The sequence below is a fragment of the Streptomyces sp. NPDC004732 genome (assembly GCF_040609235.1).
GTDB lineage: Bacteria > Actinomycetota > Actinomycetes > Streptomycetales > Streptomycetaceae > Streptomyces.
This window is the reverse complement of sequence record NZ_JBEXJR010000004.1, coordinates 657,087-675,513: the sequence shown is the minus strand read 5'-3', so window position 1 is coordinate 675,513 and position 18,427 is coordinate 657,087. Positions and strand designations below refer to the sequence as shown.

The following is an 18,427-nucleotide window of genomic DNA, read 5'->3' as shown; positions in this document are numbered from 1 at the left end:
AATCGGAGAAAGGAAATTATACCGCTTACCTCTTACCTCGGGAGAGTTACGTGAGCACGCCCACCAAGTCCACGCCGTGGAAGCTGCGTCAGCGGGTCCAGGTCACCGCGGGCGAGGTCGCGACCGATGTCTTCGGCGACGGCCCTCCCCTCGTCCTGGTCCACGGCACACCCGCCTCCTCCTACCTCTGGCGCAACACCGTGCCGGAACTGGCCCGCCACTACACCGTCCATGTGTGGGACCTGCTCGGGTTCGGCGAGTCCCGCCTCGCTCCCGGCGCCACGCCTTCCATCGCCCAGCAGGCCCGCACACTGGCCGAACTGGTCGAGCACTGGGGGCTGACGGCGCCGCGCCTGGTGGGGCACGACATCGGCGGCGGGGTCGTGATGCGCGCCCACCTGATCGAACGGGTTCCGGCAGCCGGACTCGCCCTGCTCGACGCCGCCGTCATCGGCCCGTGGAACACTCCGTTCACCGATCATCAGCAGCGCCACGCGGAGGCGTATCGCACGATGCCGGAGCATGTGTTCGCCGATATCGTCGGCGCGCGGCTGCGGACCGCGACCCACCTTCCGATGACCGATGCCGATGCCGCCGCCTACCTCGCCCCCTGGCACGGGGCCGAGGGCCGACGGCGGTGGATGGAGCAGGTCTGCGCCGTCAGCTTCGAGGACACCCGGGGCATCGTGGACCGGCTCGACCGGGTGACCGCGCCGACCCTCGTACTGTGGGGCCAGGAGGACGAGTGGCTCGCGCCCGCCGCCGGTGAACGTCTGGCGGCGGCCATCCCCGGCGCGCGGCTCGCCACCATCGCCGCCGCCGGTCACTTCATCGCCGAGGACCAGCCCGGCGCGACGGCCGCGGCCCTCGTGGACTTCTTCGGCAGCCGCTGATCAGCGACTACGTACGCCCTCGCCCTCCAGCTCCCTCTTGAGATTGCGGAGGGTCCGGTCGATGTTGCCCACCTGGAAAGCCGCGAAGGTCTTGCCCCGGGTGGCGATCCGGTCGAAGACACCGGCCACGAAGTCGGGCCAGGAGCGCCGGTCGTCCGTCCAGGTCTCGGTCACCCGCGTCACCGCTCCCGCCGCACCGGCTTCTTCCTCGAAGCGGTACTCCCAGGTGGCGATGGGGGCGCGCAGACGGGGACGCTTCAGGCCGATCGCGTGCACCCGGAAGGCGAAACGGCTGCCCGGGTCCGCGGCGGTGACCGTGCAGCGGGTGGTCCAGCGGAACGCCCCGCGCTTGTTGTGACCGTCGAAGACCAGCCCCACCGCGGCCGGTTCGTCCGGTTCCGGTACGGTCGCGCCGAGGTTTTCCGGGCTCCAACGGCCCATCTGCGCGGGCCTGCTGACCTGCGCGTACACCTCCGACGGGGACGCCTGGACCACGATGCTGCGGGACACGGTGAACGTGCGGGCCATGGGGAATGCTCCGTTCCTCGGCCCACGACCTTACCCGCCAGTAGGTCCCACGGGAAGCGCCAGATCATCGCGGGAACCGAGCGGCGGATGCGCCGGTGCCGCCCGTTCCTTCGTCAGTGCCTTGGTGATCTTCCGGGCCAGGAGCGGGTCGGCGGGCAGCGTGTGCGCGGCGAACCAGCGGGCGGCCGTGGGGTCCGGGGACGGTTCGACGAACTCCGCGCCCGCGTAGTCGTCGAGCGGCGGATCGTAGATGTATCCGGCGACCACTCCGTGTCGCACCAGACGGTCCACCAGCGTGTCGCGGTCCTGGACCAGGAGCGGCACGCGGAAGAGCGGTGGCGGACCGTCGTCCGCGGGCCGGTCGCGGAGCGCCCTGGTGGCCCAACCGGTGCCCGCCAGCAGCGACGAGCCCGCCTTGCGCCGGGCGAGGTCGTCGTCGAGCCGTGCGACGCGCAGCTTCAACTGACCGCGGACCAGGGCCCCGTGACGGGCCCGGTAGCCGTGGAGGTCGACGCGGATCCACGGTTCGTACGCGGCGAGGCTCGGCGCCCCGGACGCGCAGCGCGTGAGGCGGGAGGCGTGCAGGTCCATCCGGAACGTGTCGCGTTCGAGCATCCCGAGTCGCTGCATGGTGCGCCACACGGGACGTACGAGATGCAGGCCCCGCACGGTCGAGCGGGCCAGGGGCCGCAGTGTGGTGGACAGGTCGGCGCGGAGGCTGCGCGGCAGCATGAGCTCGTCGCGCAGCAGCTCCAGCTTGCGGCGGGTGCGCTCGTCCTCGACGGCGAGGAAGCCGCCCGCCATCGCCGCCACGTGCTTGGAGAGGCTGAACGCCGCGGCCGTCCCGAACGTCCCGATCGGCTGCCCGTCCACCTGTGTGCCGATCGCGTGGGCGGCGTCCTCGAAGAGCGGGATGCCCAACTGGTCGCAGCGGCGGCGCAGTTCGACGACGCGGTCGGGTATTCCGTACAGGTTCGTGGTCAGGACGGCGTCCACGTTCCGCCAGGTCTCCTCCGGCACGGCGGCCGGGTCGATGTTGCCGTCCCAGACGGAGACCGGGGCCTGCACCGGGCGCAGTCCCGCCGCGAGGACCACGAAGAGGATCACGTCGTCGTTCACCGGTGACATCAGGACGCGCGCGCCGGGCCTGCACCAGTGCCGCAGCGCCAGGTACAGCGCGAGCCGCGCCGAGGGCGTGTAGACGCACTCGCGTCCCAGTCGCCGCGTCATGGCCGCGGCGAGCCCCGATCCGTACGGCATCCTCACCTCTTCCGTCAAAGGAAACGTCAAAGGACAGCGGACAGCCGTCGGACAGCCACGTGGAGTGGAGTGGACCGGACAGCCCGGGAACGTCGAAGGGACGAAAGTCGAGGTCGAAGGTCGAAGAGCAACGGGCGGAGGTGGCGCTCAGCGCCCGCCCCCGTGGCGCGACGTGCGCATCGTGCCGACGGTCTTCAGCAGCCGGTCGGCAGGCTCTCTGAGCCGGGGGTGGGCCAGGACCGTGTTGCGCAGGCCGCGCACCGGTCTGCGCCACAGGCGGTGCGCCGCCGCCACCGGGTGGGGGCGGGTCGCGAAGCCTTCTCCCACGCGCAGTTCGCGGGTCTTGAGCCAGTCCTTGTACTCCTTGTCGCCCCGGCCCATGTCCATCAGCCGTACGCCGTCCCGGCCCGCCGCCTCCGCCATCCGCAGATGCATCATCAGGCCGGGCGAGTAGTAGCTGAGCTCGGGGTCGTACGCGGTGAACCAGGCGGCGAACACGGTGCTCGACGTCGGCCCGAAGTGCGCGGCCACCGGCCGGTCACCCGCGTACACCACGGACAGCACGCCGGTGAAGTGGTCCTCGCGGACCTCGAAGAAGTCGTGCACCAGGTCGACGATCCAGGGCTTCGCGAAGCGGTCCATGCGGCCGGTCCTGCGGTACTGGGCGGACTTCCAGCGCATGAGGGTGTGCAGCAGCCGAGGATCGCGCTCGTCGTAGACGAACCGCGTCTCGCCGATGTCGCGGCTCAGCCGGCGCTCCTTCTTCAGCATCGTCTTGGCCTGGCCCGGATAGGCGCTGCGCAACCACTCCGCGTAGGTCTCCTCCTCGCCGACCTTGAGGTCGAGGACCGGGGAGGAGAAGGTGCCCGTGACGTACGCGCCGAACGGCTTCTGGTCCTCGACGAGATGGTCGAACTCGAAGACGGAGAGGCCGCAGGCCCGCAGCAGCGCATGAGGGTTCCAGGTGATCCCGGGCCGGTGCACGAGGGCCTGGCAGTCGGAGAGACCGAGTCCGATGGCCCGGCCCACCCCGAACGCGTTGCGTTCGAAGGGGAGGAAGCCGACGGCCTCCCCCTTCTCGCGCAACACCGCTACGCGCGTTCCGCCGCGGTGCCGGGCGATGCCCATGGCGAACTCCGGTGCCAGGAAGGGGTTCGCGAACCTGGGCGACTCATCCATGGCCCGGTGCCAGGCAGCGCGGAGCGAGGGGCTCAGCCCGTCGAGCCGGTGGATCGTGATGTCCATCTCAGACCGACCATCCTTCCGCGGGCTCCGCGCGGGGGATGGATCTGGTCCTGGGTCTGCTGCTGGTTCTGGGTCTACTGCTGGCTCTGGTTGTGGACTTGACGGAACTCATGGCTGACCGCTCCCCCGTTCCCATCCCCCTGTCCTGCGAGGCTCAAAGGTCGCGAAACCGTACGCATGTGTCAAGACCGCCGACCACAAGCGGGGTCAACCCGGCCAGGTCGGCGGCACGTTACTCGTTCAAGCCGACGAGGAACTCGCCGAACAGCCGGTTCGCCGTGGTCGACGCGTAGAGACGCTCCAGTTCGGCGCGTGCGATCTGCTGCTGGAACACGCCCCGGTAGGAGGCGTCGCCACTGTCGTGCATCAGGTCCGTGAACCACGCCGCGAACGCCTGGTAGTTCCACACGTGCCGCAGACACGTTGCGGAGTACTCCTCGAGCGGCGTCGGGTCGTTGTCCTTGACCTTGCTGAGCACAGCCTTGGCCAGGACGTCGGCGTCGTGCAGGGCCAGGTTCATGCCCTTGGCGCTCATGGGCGGAACGATGTGGGCGGCATCGCCCAGCAGATAGAGGTTTCCGTAGCTCATCGGGTCGAAGACCACGCTCCGCAGCGGCACCATCTGCTTGCTGACGATCGGCCCTCGGGCCGCGACCGGCTCGCCGAAGCGGGCCTCGAGCTCGCCCCAGACCCGCTCGTCGGGCCAGTCCTGCGTGCTGCCTTCGAGCGGACACTGCAGGTAGAAGCGGCTGGCATGCGGGCCGCGCGCGAACTGACCGGCGAACCCGCGGGAGTGGATCGCCATCATGGACTGATGGTTGGGCGCGGCTTCTGCCAGCACGGTCAGCCAGGCGTAGCCGTACTCGCGGCTGTAGCGCGTGATGCTGTCGGCGGGAATGGACGCCCGGCTCACACCGCGGTCGCCGTCGCAGCCCGCGACCACTTCGCAGGTGAGCGCCCTCGTGGCGCCGGTGGTGTCGCGGTAGCGCACGAGAGGCCGCTCGCCGCGCAGGTTCTCCAGCGTGACGTCTTCGGCCTCGAAGCGCAGGTCCCCGCCGTCGCCCACGAAGGCGTCGATGAGGTTGCGCACCAGGACCTGCTGCGGGCAGAAACGACCGTCGCCGTTGTCGTCGGCCAGGAACCGAAAAGGCCGCGTGCGGCCGTCGATGCGGAAGTTCATGACCGGCTCGAAGGGCTCGCCGCCCACGACCCGCTCTTCCAGGCCCCACTCGCGGAACATGCGTGCCGCACGGGTGTCGATGACTCCCGCCCGCTGCCGCCGCTCCACGTACGCACGGCTGCGCCGCTCCAGGATGACGCAGTCGATCCCGCTGCGCAGCAGGAAGTTGCCCAGCGCGAGACCGGCGACGCCCGATCCCACGATCACGACGGTGGTGTTCTCGTCCCGTAAGGACATAGCTGAAACTCCTTCATCTCCTGAGGAGGCCGGAAGGGTGCGCTGCGGGGCGACGAGCCGTGCCCGCTATACCCTTATCCCCTTAAGCGAAGTCACCACTACGCATCATACGTAGTCGCCACTACGGATAACAAGGAGAGCCGTCATGCGCCGAGACGGAGCCGCCAACCGGGAGAGCGTTCTGCTTGCGGCCGAGCAGGTCTTCGGCGAGAAGGGAGCCTCTGCCTCCACGGAGGAGATCGCCCGCCGGGCACAGGTCAGCATCGCGACCGTGTTCCGCAATTTCCCCACCAAGCACGACCTCATCGAAGCCACGGCCGCCCGCTACCTCGACGGTCTCGCCGACCGGGCGGGCGAGTTGGCCGACGACATCGACGACCCCGCCGAGGCGTTCGTCGCGCTCCTGCGCACGCTGGTGTCGGTGGGTGCAGTGAAGACAGCCCTCATGGACCTGCTGCCGCCACACAGGGACGACTGGCAGGACCTGTCCCCCCTGGTCGTCTCGTCGGCCGACGCCCTCCTGGGCGCGGTCGAGCGCGCCCTGAGCCGTGCGCAGGCGGTCGGCGCGGCCCGAAAGGACGTTGCCGTCGACGACGTCTCCCTGCTCCTGCGAGCCCTGTCCCACGTCACCGCCCCCGGCGCCGAGGAGGCCGTCGAGCGCGCGCTGGGCATCGTGATGGACGGCCTCGGAGTTCCGCACTGATCCGGAACGAGAGGACGGGGGCCAGGGGTTATGACGCCGGGCGTGCTGGATCGTCGAAGGTCGGCAGGATCCCGGTCCACGTCAGGTGACTCGGTGCTCCGTCGGGGGCCTGAAGCGAATCACGGGCGTACTTCTCGGTCCGCTTGAGCTGTTCCCGCATCTGTTCCTCGAACCGAGCCAAGTGAGGATCCAACGTGTCAGTGCCCTCCCCTTGCCCGACGAAGTAGCCGCTGAACATTCCAAAGGTCAGCAGGGTTTCGCTGATGAGATCCGCGACGGTCTCGTCAGCCTCCAGGCGTGCCGTCATCATCGCCGTGTCGAGCTCTTCGAGGGTCTCCGTGAAGCGTCGTGTTTCCGCTTCTCGCTCCTCCCGGTTCATGAACCGGCGGTTGTACATGGCGATCGTCATGTCACGGTGCAGTCCTCGGCACGTGCCGAGCAACTGCACGTACGCCTCACGTCGAAGCTGACGAAGCCACTGCGCATGAGCGGCTTCTGCGGTCCTGTCAGCTTGGTACTTGGCCCCCTGCAGGGCGATCTTCGCGGCACCCCAGGCTCCGCCTGCGCCTAGAGCAGCACCGCCGAGAGCGCCGATCAACCCCGCTATCGCTGCGTCCATGCCTCTCCTTCCCCTCCCCCTGCGGGAAAGCGTCTCAGCTCTCGGTCGGAGTGGCGTGCTGCGTCAGACCGCCGAGGATCAGTGCGAGGCCCGCCTCGAAGGCCGCTTCGTGGTCGAGGACCGGAACGTCGGGTGGCAGGTCTTCCGTCCGGCCCGCGTCCGCCTGCTCCTCCAGTACACAGCCGACCGTGTAGCGGCCGACGGCCAGCATCGCCATCTGGGCGTCCTGCTCGGGCACGCCGGAGTCGACGAGGAAGGCCATCTTGCGGCGGATCCGGTCGAGGTCGCCGGTCGGGGTGCTGCCTGCGTGGAGGCGTGCGCCGTCGCGGCGCTGCAGCAGCGTGCGCCGGAAACTGCGTGCGTTCTCCAGGAACCACTCGCGCCAGTCGTCCTCGGGCGCCGGGAGCGGTGCGGTCGCGTGCGGAGCCATGGCGGCCGCCGCCATGGCCGTCAGGAGGTCCTTCTTGGTCCGGAAGTGGTAGTAGAGCGACGGCTGCTCGACGCCGAGCCGTTTGGCCAGCCGCCTGGTGCTCACGGTTTCCAGGCCCACGTCGTCGAGCAGGTCCAGCGCCTCGGTGACGACGGTCTCACGGTTCATCTTGGTCACGTTGACAATCTATCGCTGATAGAAGACTCTCGAAAGGAATCAATCACCGATAGATTTTGGGTGCCGTCATGACGGACAAGTTCACCAAGCGCTCCGTGCGCTCCCTGCGGGTTCTGATCGCAGGTGGCGGGGTCGCCGGGCAGGCGCTGGCCTTCTGGCTCACCCGCGGCGGTCACCGGGTGACGGTCGTCGAGCGTTCCCCGGGGTTGCGTGCCTCGGGGGCGCAGGTCGACCTGCGCGGCCAGGGCATCGAGGCGGTCGCACGCATGGGGCTGCTGGAGACCGTGCGCAGTCAGCTGGTGGACGAGGCGGGCGTGGCCTTCATCGATTCCCGCGGGAGGCCGAGAGCGACGATCATGGCCAACACCTCCGGCAAGGGCCGCCAGACCCTGACCTCGGAGTACGAGATCATGCGCGGCGACCTGGTCCGCATCCTCAACGACGCGACCAAGGGCGACACCGAGTACGTCTTCGGCAAGAGCGTCGACGGCTTCGACCAGGACGAGCACCACGTCACCGCGCACTTCTCGGACGGCACCTCCGGCGACCACGACCTGCTGATCGGAGCCGACGGCCAGGGCTCACGCATCCGGCGAGCACTCCTGCCCGACGACTTCGATCCGTACTGGCGCGTCGGCATCCACATGGCCTACTGGTTCGTCCCGCGCATCGCCTCCGACACCAACATCCGCGACACCTACATGGTCCCGGGCGGCCGCCAGATCATGCGGCGCAGCCACAACGCGACCGAGACCCAGGTGTACTTCGTGCTGCGCGAGGAGTCGGCGGAAGCCTCCGCGATCCACCGCGCGCCCGCCGAACAGCAGCAGAAGTTCTGGGCCGACCGGTTCCGCGACGCGGGCTGGCAGACCGATCGCTTCGTCGAGGGCATGAAGGACAGCCCGTTCTTCTACTCCCAGGAAATCGCCCAAGTCCGCACCGACACCTGGTCCAAGGGCCGCGTGGCCCTGGTCGGCGACGCCGCACACTGCGCCTCCCCCTACAGCGGCATGGGCATCTCCGGCGGCCTGGTCGGCGCCTACGTCCTGGCCGGTGAGATCAACCGGCACGCCGACGACCTGCCCACCGCCCTGGCGAACTACGACCGCGTCCTGCGGCCCTTCGCCGACCGGATCCAGGCCGAGGTGAACCCCCGCATCCTGCGCGTGGGCATGCCCATGAGCAAGCACGCCATCAGCGCCTTCCGGAACGTCACCGCGCTGGCCTGCTTCTTCCACGTTCCCGACCTGGTCGCGCGGTTCTCCAAGGAGGACCGCGGAGGCGACTGGAAGCTCCCGGCCTACGCGGACACGCACACCGCGTGACCCGTCGCGGCGCGGACGGGGCGGGTCAGCTGCGGTGTGCGGTGTCGGAGGGCAGTTCGGCGAAGCGGTCGCGGTACTCGCCCGCGAAGCGGCCGAGGTGCGAGACGCCCCAGCGGTAGGCGACCGTGCCGACGGGGTCGCCGGTGGCGAGGAGGTCCTCGCGAATCCTGTCGAGCCGGAGGTTCCGGGCGTAGGACATGGGCGAGATCCCGAGCCCGTCGCGGAATGCGGAGGTGAGGGTCCGCGGGCTGCAGCCTGCGGCACCGGCGACGTCGTCGAGGCTGATGCGCTCCGCAAGATTCGCTTCGATGAAGGCGAGGGCTGCCCGCAAGGAGCGCGGGTGGCCGGGTTGCGGGCCGTCGTGGAGCTCGCCGGTGTGCGAGTGCGGCTGAGCCAGCAGCAGGGCGGTCACGAGGCAACGCAGTTGGCTGCGCTGCAGTTCCGCGCGCTGGAACAGCGGGTCGCCCGAGTCCAGCTGTTCGAGGAGGGAACGGACCAGCAGCTGTACCGCCCGCCCCTTGGCCTTGGCCAGGTCGAGGGCGAAAGTGAACCGCACGGTGGACACCGGCGGATGGCCGGTCAGCACCGCGAATTCCTGGTCGACCAGGGCGGCGTCGATCCGCAGGCCCAGGAAACGGGTCCGCCGGCTGCGCAGGGGCCGCAGTTCCTGGGTGTCTCCGGGGTTGACGACTCCCGCCGTCGCCTCGTCGAGGGTCGTCTGCAGGCCGCCGCACGATGCGGCGACGGCACCGGAGACACCGATGTTGATGAAGTAGGAGCCGCGGCTTCGGCCGCGGTCACGATGGCGATCGTGGTCACGGCCCTCGGCCGGGGTGACCCGCACCCCGAGGGGCGAGGCGAAGCACCCGACCGCGAAGTCGTGCGCCGCGACGCCGCGCAGTTCGTGATCGCCGCCGCACAGCTCGCCCAGGGGCGATGTGGCGATCGCGCCACCGAACAGGCGAGTGGCGGCGTTGAGCAGGTCGGCGGGGTTCTGTGACCTGGTGATGAGGTGGTTGCGCAGCGGCGTCGGCATGATGGTGGGGCACCTCCCTGGGGCCCATTGTCGGGGCCCGTCGTCGGAGCCCGTCGTCGGCCTGCTCGCCGTCGGAGCCCACTGGCTGATGCTCTACGCGGGCTCGGCCATCAGCCGGTGGCAGGAGTCAACCAGCAGATACGCCTCGGGGTGGCGCTGCGCCTGCTCCAGACCGGCGATCGCCACCGAGGTCTCCACGAGCGTCCGGCACCGCCGCGTGCGCCGCCCGACGAACGCCCGGAGCCCCACGTCGACGGACGCGTGCCGTCCGAGTTCCCGGGCCAGGACGAGCCCGTCCTCGACGGCAAGGGCGGCGCCACTGGCCATCTGCGGCGCGGGCGCGTGCGCGGCATCCCCGATGACCACGCAGCCTCCCCGGCTCCAGGCGCCGTCCAGGAGCGCCGTCAGCACTGGGCGGCGCACCACCGATTCCGATCCGGAGACCTGGGAGCGGAGCTCCTCCACCCGGCCCGGGAAGGCAGCCAGCAACTGCTGCAGGCGTGGGGCGAGTTCGGCGTCGGGCAGAACGCTCCGCGCCACTCCGTTCTCCGTCAGGAACACGTACGCCTGCCGGTCCGAGAGGGGTACGAGTCCGGCCGTGTCGGTCTTCCCGGCGAACTGGTGGATGCCGGTGGCCCATTGCGGACGGGGGACCAGGGCCCGCCAGACCATCTGCCCGTGAAAGTCGACCGAGGTGTCGAGCCCCAACAGGCCCCGTACCGACGAGCGGATCCCGTCCGCGCCCACGAGCAGCGCGACCTCGCGGACCGTCCCGTCCGACAACCGAACGCGGACCAGCTCGCCCTCCTGGTCCACCGCGACAACGGTCACTCCATGGCGTACCACTACGCCTCGCCTCTCGGCTTCCGCGTACAGGATGTGGTGCAACAGGGGACGCGCGATACCGGCCATCGCCGGCCGTCGCCCGCCCACCAGGCGCGGCAACCGGACCTCGCCCACGGGCTCGCCGTCGACGTCCACGTGCGTGATCGTGCTCATGCCGTAGCCCTCGGCCAGACATGCGTCCGCAAGGCCCAGCTCGTCCAGCGCGCGCAGCGAAGGCCCGGTGAGGCAGAGCCCCCATCCAGACGTCGCCCCCGGCGGCTCCGCCTCGGTGATCTCCACCTGCCATCCGCCGCGCGCCAGGGCGGTGGCCGCTGTCAGACCGGCCACGCCCGCCCCCACGATCACGGCCGTCCGCACACCGCGATAGCTGTCCATGTACGCCTCCAGGGCTCCGGTTTCCTCGAAACCGTAGGTCGCGCCGGAGCTCTGCCTTATCCGAATCAGGCGGCGGTCATCCGCTGTCGGCAAGTTCCGGTTCCGGTGAGGATGGCGGCGAGTGTGGCTGCGGTGAGGCAGGTGGTCATGATGGCCGCCATGGGGGCCGGGCTCCGGGTGCCGAAGTGTCCGACAAGAGGGGATGCCGCTGCGCCGAGGAGGAATTGGCCACCGCCGAGGAGGGCGGAGGTGGCTCCCGGCGCGGTGCGTCCACGGCTTTGCGCGACGGTGATCACTGCGGGAAAGAAGACGCCGAATGCGGTGAGGCAGGTCAGCAGGCACAGCCAGGTGAGGGGCATGGTGCTGCCGGTGGTCGTCTGGATCAGGAGGAGGGTGGCTGCTCCCGCCGTGGCCAGGGCGCCGCTGATGACGAGGAGCCTTTCCGGGGACCTGCGTCGGGCCAGCCGTCCGTAAGCCAGGCTGCCTGCCATGTTGCCGAGGGCGTTGACGCCGTAGACGAGGCTGGCCAGGGCCGGAGACAGGTGGTAGATGTCCCGGAAGACGAAGGTCGTTCCCGCGATGTAGGCGAAGACGGCGGCTCCGCCGAAGGCGAGCGCGAGTACCGGTGTGAGCAGTGCCCGTTGAGTGATGGTGTGGCCGATGGCGCGCAGACCGGCGCCCGGACCGCCGGTGAGGCGGGCCCGCGGTGGGTGGGATTCGGGTACCCAGCGCAGGATGCCCCAGGCGAGCAGCAACCCGATGAGGGCGAGCAGGGCGAAGACGTAGCGCCACGAGACGACCAGGAGCAGGGCTCCACCGGCCAGCGGGGCGATGACCGGGGCCGTGGCGCTGATCGCTCCCAGCCTGGCGAAGACGGTGGGCAGTTGGTGGTCGTCGAAGAGGTCCGCGACCACGGCGCGGGCGACCACGATCCCGGCCGCACCCGTGACGCCCTGCCCCACCCGTGCCGTGTTGAGCACGTCGGCGGTCGGTGCCACTGCGCACACGGCGGAGAAGACGGCGAACAGCAGGGAACCGGCGACGAGGACCGGGCGGCGGCCGGTGGCGTCGCTGAGAGGGCCGAGGACCAGCTGCCCCATGATCATGCCCACCAGGAAGCCGGTCAGCGACAGTTGTGCTCCGGCGGCATCCGTCCCCAGCGACCGTGCCAGGTCGGGGAGAGCGGGTACGTACATGTCGGTGGCCAGCGGGCTCGCGGCGCTCAGCCCGGCAAGGACGATCAGTAACCGGCCGTGCGACCGGCGGGAACGGGTGGCTGCCGTACCGGTAGAGGCGGTGGTCATAGCGCCGGAGCCGCTCCCGGCGCCCGAGCGGCCGGCTCGTCCGACCCGCTCCTGCCGCCTGCGGTCACGTCGGCCGCCGCCACCTGGTCGAGCAGTCCGGCGGCGATCTGCAGCACGGCGCGCTCGGCCGGTGACAGGGTCTGCCGCAGCGCCTCGGCCAGCCAGGCGTTGCCGTCCCGGACATGCTCGCGCAGCGCTTCCCGCCCCGCCTCGGTGATCGAGATGTTCTGCCTACGGGCATCCTCCGTACTGCGCGAGCGCAGGATGCGCCCTTGTTCCTCCAGTTCGTTGAGCACTCTGGTCAGTGACTGGGCCTGGAGGCCTTCGAGGACTGCCAGTTCGGAGGCGGTCGACACCCCGTCGTGGCGCAGGTTCGCCAGGACCGACGCGGCGAGTCGGGACAACGGTCTGCCGGGGCCCGGCTGCTCGGCCCGCAGCCGCGAAGCGAGTCGGGACACGGCCCAACGCACGGACTCGGCCAGAACCAGATCTTCGTGCTCCTGCGCTGCGATCCCATCCATGGATATAAAGCTAAAGCTTCGCAAGCAAGGGATTCAAGCCTGCTCGGCAGATAAGATTGGATGGCATTGCTAAGCATGTGCGTATCAGTTGAGGGTGTACCGGTCCTTGACCTTCACCTCGGCGACCGAGCGGCCCTCAGGGAAGACGCGCTGCCAGTCGCCGATCACATGGAGCTCGTCGGTGCCCATCGCCCGTACGACGGTGAGGCCCTCGTCGTACGCCTTGTACGCCTTCATCCAAAGGTTGGCGAACGCCTGCGAGCGGATCAGGTGCATCCAGTCCGGGCGGTACAGCTCGCGGTTGTAGTTCGACTCCCCCATGGTGGCGACGAACTTGGAGTACATCGCCTTCACGTACTCCAGCGTCACCTCGTCGTCCTCGTTGATCGCCCGGTCGCGGGCGTCCTTGAGAGCGACGCGGAACTTCTCGAGGAGTCCCTCGGTCGCGCCCGAGGTGTACGACTCGTGGATCGTCGGCGGTTCGCACAGCCCGTACTTCGGTGACGACAGGCGCAGGAGCAGGCGCAGCGTGGGCTCGGTGATCCAGAGCGGTCCCGGCTCGTCGCGGTTGCCGATGGGGTTCGGCAGCACGCCCTCGTGGTCCCAGTGGGGCGGGGTGACGAGGTGGACTCCCGCGCGGCGCCGGTCGTGGTCGAAGCCGGTGGAGTGCTCGAGCTGGCCGAGGGGGAGGTGCGTCTTGAGCGCGGAGAGATAGGCGCCGTTGATGTCGAGCGCGGTCACCTCGTGTGCGCCCGGCGGGAGTTCGGGGCGGGTCCACTTGGGGCGGGCCTCCCAGATCTGGTCCGCGCCGCGCGAGGTCTGCTTGCGGAGGATGTCGGGGATCCAGGGGTGCGCCACGACGTCGTAGCGGCCGCCTTTGCGGGTCTCGTCCAGCAGGGCCATCGCGTCCGGGATGGCGCGCCTCACCAGCGCGGCGGTGGCGGCTTCCACGTCACCCTCGTGCGCGGCGAGCGCCTCCGTCACGGCTCGGCCGATGGCGTCGGGGGCCTCGGCGGCACTCTGGGCGCGGCGGCCAACCGGGACGAGCTTCATCGGGGTGGCGGGGCGGGTGGGGGCGGCGGGGGGCGCAGGAATGTCTTCGGCTCCGCCCGGGGCAGGACCGCACTCGGCGTGGTCCAAGTGCTGCGGGAAGCCTTCGACTTGATCGGTCGCGGGCTGACCGCACAGGACGCACGGCTTGGGCTCAGGAAGGATCTCGGGGTCCGGATCCGGATCCGGATCCGGAGAGGGCTCAGGCTCGGGATCGGGATCCGGCTGGGACTCCGGCTGCGGAGTGAGCCTCGTGCGTGCGGCCTCCAGGAAGTACGCGTACTTCTCACGGATCCCACCCGTCGGTTCACGGCCGGATTCCCAGCCGCCGACCGTGGCCGGACTCACGCCGATGGCGCGCGCCACCTGTGCCTGGGAGAGGCTGAGGGCGTCACGCAGCGCGCGGCGCTCCTCGGCGGGCGGCAGTTCCACCTCGGGCCCGGAGGCGGCCAGCAGCGCGTCGATCGCGTCGAAGTCGCTCACCGCCGGGCCTCCTTCGGCGCATCGGCCGCGGTGCGGCGCCCGGGCACGGTGCGGCGGCGGTCGGCCGACAGCGCCTCGCACGCGCGCGTGGGACCGGCCAGCAGGTCGAGTACGTCGATGCCGTAGTGCGCGGCGATCGCGTCGCAGTCGTCCAGACTCCAGGCCGCGGTGCCTGACTGACGGCGCGACACCTGTGTCTGGTCGACGCCGAGCACGGCGGCGAGGCTCGCCTGCGTGTCGCCGGTGAGCTGCATCAGCGCGGCCACTGCCGCACGCAGCCGCTCGGTGGAAGACATTCCCATGGCGCCAGCCTATCCAAGGGGGTGGCGACTTCTGCATGCACCACGCGGATTACGCATGTATCCGGGTCAGCACGCATTTTCCAGGAGGGCGACCCGCCAGACGAAAACCTCCGTGCTCGGGGTGCGTTCGGAGAACCGGCCCGACGCGGACGCCTCCCGCAGCAGTCGCCGCAGGTCCGCCTCGAAGCTGTCGCGGCGGGTCCCGAACAGGTGCGGCGCGGAGCTCGACATCGAGAACACGCCCGCGACCACGTCGTCGACCGAGCGTTCCAATGGCTGCCCGCCCGGGACGACAAGGCGCTGCGGTCCGGCGAATCCGGCACGGGCGAGCACCACCCGCTCGCCGCCGGGGGTGCCTTGCGGCAGCACGCCGCGGCCCGCCCGGCGTACCGGGCCCAGGTAGCTTCTGACGAGGTCGCCCACCGCCTCGTGGGGCGGCGCCGGATACGGCAGGTCGTCGACGGCCTGCGCCTCCCGTTCCGCCTCCTCCGCTTGCGGCTTCAGGTCCGAGACGTGCACCAGCGCCCCGCCGGGACGGAGCATGCTCTTGACCGTCGCCGCCACCAGGTCCTGGTCCATCCAGTGGAAGGACTGGCCGAAGGTGGCGACGGTGAACGTGCCCAGCCCGGCGGGCAGGTCTTCCGCCCGGGCCCGCACCCACCGCGTCCGCTCGGCCACTCCCCGCCCGGCGGCATCGCGCTCCGCTTCGGCGATCATCCCGTCGTCCGGATCAACGCCCACGACCTCGCTGAAGAGAGGCGCCAGAGTCAGCGCGAGGGTTCCCGGCCCGCATCCCACATCGAGAAGGCGCCCGCGCCCGTCCAGGTTCAGGGCCTCGGCCAGTGTGGCTGCCAGCCCGGGCGCGTAGGGAAGCCGTCCGCGCGCGTAGTAGGCGGCAGCTCCTTCGAACAGCGTGTCGTCCCACTCCCAACCGGCCACCATGCCAGCCCGCCGCCTCTCGTACTCCCCCGTCGCTCGGGGTCCACACCCGGACCGTACTCTTCGCACATCTGGATCTTTGCCCGCAAGAGGAGTTGCATCAGTGGAGTTTCGGCTGCTCGGAGCGGTTTCCGTCGCCACTGAGGTCGGCGTGCTGCCCCTCGGCCCCGCAAAGCGGCGCAGCCTGCTCGCCGCCCTGCTGCTCAGGCCGAATCACCCGGTCCCGGTGGATCAGCTGACGTACGCGCTGTGGGACGACGAACCGCCCCCGCGAGCTCGCGGCGTCATCCAGGGCCACGTGTCGCGGCTGCGGGTCCTGCTCAACACTGCGGACGCCGACATGTACGGCGTCGAACTGCTCACCCAGGGCACCGCGTACGTCCTGCGAATGCCGGAGTCCCTGCTGGACGCCCACCGCTTCGAGGAGCTGGTGACGCTGGCCCGCAGTCAGCGGGCGCCGGACGACGCCGTGGCGATGTACCAGGAGGCGCTGTCTCTCTGGCAGGGACCCGCGCTGACCGGCGCGTTTCCGAGTCAGCCCTTGCAGGCCGCCGCCCAGGCGCTCGAGGAACTCCGCCTTGCCTCGGTGGAGTCGCTGGCGACGGCCTACTCGCGGATGGGCGAGCACGCCCGGGCCGCCGCGGTGCTGCGCGCGGAGGCGGGCGTCCACCCGCTCCGGGAGTCCTTGTCCGCCGCGCTCGTGCGGGAGCTGCAGCGTGCGGGGCGCCGTTCGGAGGCCCTCGACTGGTTCCACCGCACCCGGCGGCTGCTCGCCGACGAGCTGGGGGTCGATCCGGGCCGGGAGCTGGCCGACGCGTACACGGACGTGCTGCGCGGGGACGACGAGGTGGGTGCGGCTCCGGCCCGGCGGCCCGCCTCGGTCTCCACCTCGACCTCAACCCCGGCCCCGGTCTCAACCTCAGGCTCGACCACAGCTTCACCCTCACCCTCGCCCCCGACCGCAGCTCCAGCCCCAGCCCCAGCCCCAGCTCCCCAGCAGGCGCCCCCGGCGCCGATCCCGCCCTCGCCCCCATCCCCCACCGTCGACCTCCTGCCCCGCATGCCGCGCGGCTTCCACGGTCGTGCCGCCGAGCTCACCGCCCTGTCCCGGGCCGCCGCGGGCGAAGCACCCGTCTGTCTGGTCACCGGGCCCGCGGGCGTCGGCAAGACGGCGCTCGTGGCGCACTGGGCGCACCGCAACCGCGAGCAGTTCCCCGGCGGCCTGCTCTACGCCGATCTGCGCGGCTTCAGCGACACGGGTGAGCCCGCCCTCCTCGAAGTGCTGCGGGAGTTCCTGCTCGCGCTGGGTGTCGCGCCGCGCCGGATACCGGAGTCGGCCGGTGGCGCGTCCGCGCTGTTCCGGTCCCTGTGCGCCGACCGTCGGCTCCTCGTCGTACTCGACAACGCCCGAGCGTCCGCGCAGGTCAGAGAGCTGCTGCCGGGAGGGGCCGAGTGCGTCACCGTGGTGACGAGCCGGTACCGGCTGCGTGGTCTCATCGCCTCCGACGCGGCCCGGCCCGTCCCCCTCGACGTACTCGAACCGGAGGACAGCACCGCGCTGCTCGCCGCGGTGCTCGGCCAGGAACGGGTGCTCGCGGAAGAGGTGGCCGCCCGCCACCTCGCGGAGCTGTGCGGCGGGCTGCCGCTCGCGCTGCGGGTCGCGGCCGCCAGGCTGGCGGACCAGCCCGACTGGCCGCTGAGCGCGATGAGCGCCGAACTGTCCGACGAGTCACGGCGGTTGAACCTCCTGGACGTGGAGGACACCGGCGTCAGGGCAGCGTTGCGGCTGACCGTGCGGCGGCTGCCGGGTGACGCCGCGCACCACTTCGCCCATCTCGGGCAGCACCCGGGCACGCACGTCGACCGGTACGCGGCCGCGGCTCTCGCGGGGACGGACCCGGAGGCGGCGGGCGCCGCACTGGACAAGCTCACCGCCGCGCACCTCGTGATCCGGACCGCGCCGGACCGCTGGACGCTGCACGATCTCGTACGGCTGTACGCGCGCGGTCTGGAAGCAGGGCCCGACGCCCTGGTGCGCGGGCTCGACCACAGTGTGGCCACGGCGCTGGCCGCCGCCGACGCGGCCGAGCCCGGTGACGAGTCGTGCTTCACGCTGCCCACGGACTTCCGTACGCCGCAGGCCACGAGGGAGTTCGCCGACCGTGAGCAGGCCATGGCCTGGTACGCGGCCGAGCGCGACGACCTGACGTCGGCGGCGTCCGCCGCGCGCGCCGCGGGGCTGCACGGCAGGACGTGGCGGATCGTCCTCGCGCTGTGGCCGCAGATCGTGTGGCGGGTGCGGGACGACTGGGCTCCCTTGTTGCGCACGGCACTTGAGGCGGCGCGGGCCGACGGGGACGCGCGGGCCGAGTCGCGGGTGCGCGCACTGCTCGGATGGGTCCTGACGGAGGAGGGCCGCACCTCCGAGGCGCTGGCCCATCTGGAGGCCGCGCCCGTGCTCGCCGCCCAGGTGGGCGACCGGCGCGGCGAGGCGACCGCGCTGATCAACCTGTCGCTCGCGCAGTCCGAACTCGGCAGTCCCGAGGAGGCCGCCGAGGGGTGCGCGCTGGCCGCGGAGCTCGCCCACAGCGTCGGCGACCGGAGCACCGAGCGCCTCGCGCTGTACCACCTCGCCCGGCACCGCCTCGACGCCAGGGAGTGGCGGCCCGCTTTCGAGACGGCGGTCGCCGCGCTCGACCTCGACAGCCCCTCGGAGGCGTCGGCGGCGGCCCGGGTGCTGCTGCGGACCGTGATCGGGGAGGCGCTGCTCGGCATGGGCGACGAGGCCGAGGGGATCCGGCGGCTGGAGAGCGCGGCCCGCGAAGCCGAGTCGTCCGGCTACGACGACGGCGCGGTCCGCGCGCTCGGGGCACTGCTGCGGGTGTCGGCGGACGCGGGGCTGCAGGCGCGGTACGACACGGCGATGGTGCGGCTGATGGCTCGGGCGTGACTCGTGCGCGCGGCGGGTACGGGT

The 18,427-nt window shown here is 71.0% G+C and carries 17 protein-coding genes; 4 read left to right on the top strand and 13 right to left on the bottom strand.

Annotation, left to right across the window (positions count from 1 at the left end; translation table 11 throughout):
• The first annotated feature begins 50 nt into the window (after window positions 1-50).
• Window positions 51-893, top strand: coding sequence for an alpha/beta hydrolase (locus ABZV77_RS15370; protein ID WP_356255878.1), 843 nt, complete (start codon window positions 51-53; stop codon window positions 891-893).
• Here ABZV77_RS15370 and ABZV77_RS15365 read toward each other — a convergent pair whose 3' ends face one another.
• The 4 genes from ABZV77_RS15365 to ABZV77_RS15350 all read right to left on the bottom strand — a co-directional run bounded on the left by ABZV77_RS15365 (window position 894) and on the right by ABZV77_RS15350 (window position 5,343).
• Entirely contained in the window at window positions 894-1,421 is a 528-nt protein-coding gene (locus ABZV77_RS15365; protein WP_356255876.1) for an SRPBCC family protein, read from the bottom strand. It abuts the gene before it with no gap.
• A gap of 30 nt (window positions 1,422-1,451) precedes the next feature.
• Window positions 1,452-2,681 carry a DegT/DnrJ/EryC1/StrS family aminotransferase gene (locus ABZV77_RS15360; RefSeq protein ID WP_356255873.1) on the bottom strand — a complete coding sequence of 410 codons (1,230 nt, stop codon included), beginning with the start codon at window positions 2,679-2,681 and terminating at the stop codon, window positions 1,452-1,454.
• 147 nt (window positions 2,682-2,828) lie between these two features.
• Window positions 2,829-3,926 (bottom strand): GNAT family N-acetyltransferase, encoded by a 1,098-nt coding sequence (locus ABZV77_RS15355; protein ID WP_356255870.1) that lies wholly within the window; start codon window positions 3,924-3,926, stop codon window positions 2,829-2,831.
• A gap of 232 nt (window positions 3,927-4,158) precedes the next feature.
• Entirely contained in the window at window positions 4,159-5,343 is a 1,185-nt protein-coding gene (locus ABZV77_RS15350) for a 4-hydroxybenzoate 3-monooxygenase (protein ID WP_356255867.1), read from the bottom strand.
• Between the two features lie 145 nt (window positions 5,344-5,488).
• Between ABZV77_RS15350 and ABZV77_RS15345 the strand changes: the two genes are divergently transcribed.
• On the top strand, window positions 5,489-6,046 hold the full coding sequence (locus tag ABZV77_RS15345) for a TetR/AcrR family transcriptional regulator (RefSeq protein ID WP_356255864.1): 558 nt from the start codon (window positions 5,489-5,491) through the stop codon (window positions 6,044-6,046).
• 28 nt (window positions 6,047-6,074) lie between these two features.
• Here ABZV77_RS15345 and ABZV77_RS15340 read toward each other — a convergent pair whose 3' ends face one another.
• Window positions 6,075-6,665, bottom strand: a complete 591-nt coding sequence (locus ABZV77_RS15340; protein WP_356255861.1) for a hypothetical protein — start codon at window positions 6,663-6,665, stop codon at window positions 6,075-6,077.
• A 34-nt stretch (window positions 6,666-6,699) separates the two neighbouring features.
• Entirely contained in the window at window positions 6,700-7,263 is a 564-nt protein-coding gene (locus tag ABZV77_RS15335) for a TetR/AcrR family transcriptional regulator C-terminal domain-containing protein (protein ID WP_356256086.1), read from the bottom strand.
• 77 nt (window positions 7,264-7,340) lie between these two features.
• On the opposite strand from ABZV77_RS15335, the gene ABZV77_RS15330 reads away from it, so the two are divergent.
• The gene (locus ABZV77_RS15330; RefSeq protein ID WP_356255858.1) at window positions 7,341-8,597 is read left to right on the top strand and encodes an FAD-dependent monooxygenase; all 1,257 of its coding nucleotides are present in this window, start codon (window positions 7,341-7,343) and stop codon (window positions 8,595-8,597) included.
• Between the two features lie 25 nt (window positions 8,598-8,622).
• Here ABZV77_RS15330 and ABZV77_RS15325 read toward each other — a convergent pair whose 3' ends face one another.
• From ABZV77_RS15325 to ABZV77_RS15295, 7 genes are all read right to left on the bottom strand, one after another.
• A complete protein-coding gene (locus tag ABZV77_RS15325) occupies window positions 8,623-9,633 on the bottom strand; it encodes an AraC family transcriptional regulator (protein ID WP_356255855.1) in 1,011 nt (336 codons plus the stop codon).
• Between the two features lie 93 nt (window positions 9,634-9,726).
• Complete coding sequence (locus ABZV77_RS15320; RefSeq protein WP_356255852.1) at window positions 9,727-10,854, bottom strand: FAD-dependent oxidoreductase; 1,128 nt, start codon at window positions 10,852-10,854, stop codon at window positions 9,727-9,729.
• 65 nt (window positions 10,855-10,919) lie between these two features.
• Window positions 10,920-12,158, bottom strand: coding sequence for a multidrug effflux MFS transporter (locus ABZV77_RS15315; RefSeq protein ID WP_356255849.1), 1,239 nt, complete (start codon window positions 12,156-12,158; stop codon window positions 10,920-10,922).
• Window positions 12,155-12,679, bottom strand: a complete 525-nt coding sequence (locus ABZV77_RS15310; protein ID WP_356255846.1) for a MarR family transcriptional regulator — start codon at window positions 12,677-12,679, stop codon at window positions 12,155-12,157. The genes ABZV77_RS15315 and ABZV77_RS15310 overlap by 4 nt, the downstream gene beginning before the upstream one ends.
• 84 nt (window positions 12,680-12,763) lie before the next feature.
• Window positions 12,764-14,212 carry a helix-turn-helix transcriptional regulator gene (locus tag ABZV77_RS15305; RefSeq protein WP_356255845.1) on the bottom strand — a complete coding sequence of 483 codons (1,449 nt, stop codon included), beginning with the start codon at window positions 14,210-14,212 and terminating at the stop codon, window positions 12,764-12,766.
• Complete coding sequence (locus ABZV77_RS15300; RefSeq protein WP_356255842.1) at window positions 14,209-14,514, bottom strand: helix-turn-helix transcriptional regulator; 306 nt, start codon at window positions 14,512-14,514, stop codon at window positions 14,209-14,211. Before ABZV77_RS15300 ends, ABZV77_RS15305 begins: the two co-directional genes overlap by 4 nt.
• Before the next feature lie 66 nt (window positions 14,515-14,580).
• Entirely contained in the window at window positions 14,581-15,456 is an 876-nt protein-coding gene (locus tag ABZV77_RS15295; RefSeq protein WP_356255839.1) for a class I SAM-dependent methyltransferase, read from the bottom strand.
• Between the two features lie 100 nt (window positions 15,457-15,556).
• Between ABZV77_RS15295 and ABZV77_RS15290 the strand changes: the two genes are divergently transcribed.
• Window positions 15,557-18,403: a BTAD domain-containing putative transcriptional regulator gene (locus tag ABZV77_RS15290; protein ID WP_356255836.1), complete on the top strand. Its 2,847-nt coding sequence runs from the start codon at window positions 15,557-15,559 to the stop codon at window positions 18,401-18,403.
• Window positions 18,404-18,427: the final 24 nt, after the last annotated feature.

Excerpts from the sequence above, each read along its gene's own strand:
- ABZV77_RS15310 (WP_356255846.1), bottom strand. The coding sequence starts at position 12,679 with ATGGATGGGATCGCAGCGCAGGAGCACGAAGATCTGGTTCTGGCCGAG.
- ABZV77_RS15355 (WP_356255870.1), bottom strand. The coding sequence starts at position 3,926 with ATGGACATCACGATCCACCGGCTCGACGGGCTGAGCCCCTCGCTCCGC.
- ABZV77_RS15300 (WP_356255842.1), bottom strand. The coding sequence starts at position 14,514 with ATGGGAATGTCTTCCACCGAGCGGCTGCGTGCGGCAGTGGCCGCGCTG.
- ABZV77_RS15345 (WP_356255864.1), top strand. The coding sequence starts at position 5,489 with ATGCGCCGAGACGGAGCCGCCAACCGGGAGAGCGTTCTGCTTGCGGCC.
- ABZV77_RS15335 (WP_356256086.1), bottom strand. The coding sequence starts at position 7,263 with ATGAACCGTGAGACCGTCGTCACCGAGGCGCTGGACCTGCTCGACGAC.
- ABZV77_RS15320 (WP_356255852.1), bottom strand. The coding sequence starts at position 10,854 with ATGGACAGCTATCGCGGTGTGCGGACGGCCGTGATCGTGGGGGCGGGC.
- ABZV77_RS15330 (WP_356255858.1), top strand. The coding sequence starts at position 7,341 with ATGACGGACAAGTTCACCAAGCGCTCCGTGCGCTCCCTGCGGGTTCTG.
- ABZV77_RS15360 (WP_356255873.1), bottom strand. The coding sequence starts at position 2,681 with ATGCCGTACGGATCGGGGCTCGCCGCGGCCATGACGCGGCGACTGGGA.
- ABZV77_RS15315 (WP_356255849.1), bottom strand. The coding sequence starts at position 12,158 with ATGACCACCGCCTCTACCGGTACGGCAGCCACCCGTTCCCGCCGGTCG.
- ABZV77_RS15340 (WP_356255861.1), bottom strand. The coding sequence starts at position 6,665 with ATGGACGCAGCGATAGCGGGGTTGATCGGCGCTCTCGGCGGTGCTGCT.
- ABZV77_RS15325 (WP_356255855.1), bottom strand. The coding sequence starts at position 9,633 with ATGCCGACGCCGCTGCGCAACCACCTCATCACCAGGTCACAGAACCCC.
- ABZV77_RS15350 (WP_356255867.1), bottom strand. The coding sequence starts at position 5,343 with ATGTCCTTACGGGACGAGAACACCACCGTCGTGATCGTGGGATCGGGC.
- ABZV77_RS15295 (WP_356255839.1), bottom strand. The coding sequence starts at position 15,456 with ATGGTGGCCGGTTGGGAGTGGGACGACACGCTGTTCGAAGGAGCTGCC.
- ABZV77_RS15365 (WP_356255876.1), bottom strand. The coding sequence starts at position 1,421 with ATGGCCCGCACGTTCACCGTGTCCCGCAGCATCGTGGTCCAGGCGTCC.